Raw genomic sequence first — 1,582 nt, 5'->3', positions numbered from 1 at the left:
ATTTTAGATTCAGATATAAAAGATTACTTTAATAATCTATTATTTACTATTTTATAAAAAATAATAATTAATTATTTAGCACACTGATGAACGGTGTGCTTTTTATATACCTAAAAATCAATGTAATAAAAACAAATAAGAATTTGTTTTTATGTTTAAAGATGTCTTTATTTTCACATTAAGATTTCTACTTAACAAAACAGCATTTTGTTAAGTAGAAAATATAATGAAAATAACCATTTAAACTTGTTTTATATATTTTTCTATGTTACAATTATTTTGTTAATTAGAAATCATAATAAAATAGGTGGGATAAGATGAAGAAGAAAATTGAAGGGTTTGAGGATGAAAAAGAATTAAACATATTTGAGGATGGATTAAAAAATAAAAATGAGCTTATTTTTCACTTTTGGAAAATTTCTTTAAATTTAGCTCTAAGAGTTTCTGATACTCTAAAAATTACAATTAAAGAGGCTAACCAATATTTAAAAAATGGGTATTATATTTCGAAAGATAAAAAAACTAAAAAAGCTAATCAAGTGGTTTTAAATGAAAATTGTATGAAATCCATAAAAAGAGCCTTAGAGATTAGAAAAGAAATAAAATTAAATGTTGATAATGAGTTTCTTTTTGTTGGCCAAGGGAATAGAGCAATAAATAATAAAAATCATATATCGAGAATATCAATCCATAATATTTATACAGATATCGCAGATTACTATAATCTAAAAACTAAAATATCTACTCATACGGCTCGTAAGACATGGGGTCTTGTAGTTTATAAGAAGACTAATAACATTAGTCTAGTGATGAAGAGATTAAACCACAGTAGCGAGAGGATGACCTTAGAATATATAGGATTAACTCAAAAAAAGATGGACAATACAGTTATTGAGTTCAATTTATAACTAATATATATATCAAGCCCTTATTTCGATTCTAAGGGCTTTTTTGTTTTACGGGAGTATTTACACCTTAAAAACTATCCAAGTGTAAATATACCATGATATAATAATCAAAAGGAGGTGCTAAGTATGAGAACTAAGAATTTTTTACAGAGTCAATTTATTTTTTGGTCACCTGAAGAAGTAAAAAGCGATCTATCGAAATATAAAAGTAAATTGTCATTATGTTTATCTTACAAGGAAAAATATGATATTGTATTTGCAAAAGAACCAGTTGAGATACAAATAAAAGACCCAAAGATTATAATGATGGGCAAACAAGAATTAAAAAGAGTTGAAGAAAAAAAACTTTTTTTAGAAGATTCGCTCAATGAAATGTTTATGTATTTTAATAGAGAAAAAGAATATTTATTTAAAATATTTTTTCAAACCTTTTATACTCTTGATGATGTAACCTTGACAAAACAATCAAGAAAAGAAACTAAAAAAAATATGGGATTTAAAAGGCACAAAATCCTTAAAGAGAGACCACCAGAGATTAAAGAAATTATGGTATTGCTTATATAAGATTCAAACTTACAAGAAAAAAATTGTAAGTCATTTTTTAATGGCTTAGTTTTTATTGTAAATTTGGGTCTTTTTTTAGTACTTAAAAATAATATAAAGGGCTCAAAAGC

At 24.6% G+C, this 1,582-nt stretch carries 2 protein-coding genes; both read left to right on the top strand.

Annotated elements, in window-relative coordinates:
• Positions 1-317: 317 nt before the first annotated feature.
• Positions 318-908: a tyrosine-type recombinase/integrase gene (locus WBG30_RS04985; protein WP_424503542.1), complete on the top strand. Its 591-nt coding sequence runs from the start codon at positions 318-320 to the stop codon at positions 906-908.
• A 126-nt stretch (positions 909-1,034) separates the two neighbouring features.
• Positions 1,035-1,472: a hypothetical protein gene (locus WBG30_RS04980; RefSeq protein ID WP_424503541.1), complete on the top strand. Its 438-nt coding sequence runs from the start codon at positions 1,035-1,037 to the stop codon at positions 1,470-1,472.
• The last annotated feature ends 110 nt before the right edge of the window (positions 1,473-1,582 follow it).

The organism is Psychrilyobacter sp. (genome assembly GCF_049671765.1).
Classification (GTDB): Bacteria; Fusobacteriota; Fusobacteriia; order Fusobacteriales; family Fusobacteriaceae; genus Psychrilyobacter.
This window is presented reverse-complemented; position numbering and strand designations above follow the sequence as displayed.

What these genes read in the sequence shown, in the direction of transcription:
- WBG30_RS04980 (WP_424503541.1), top strand. Translation starts at nt 1,035, where the DNA reads ATGAGAACTAAGAATTTTTTACAGAGTCAATTTATTTTTTGGTCACCT.
- WBG30_RS04985 (WP_424503542.1), top strand. Translation starts at nt 318, where the DNA reads ATGAAGAAGAAAATTGAAGGGTTTGAGGATGAAAAAGAATTAAACATA.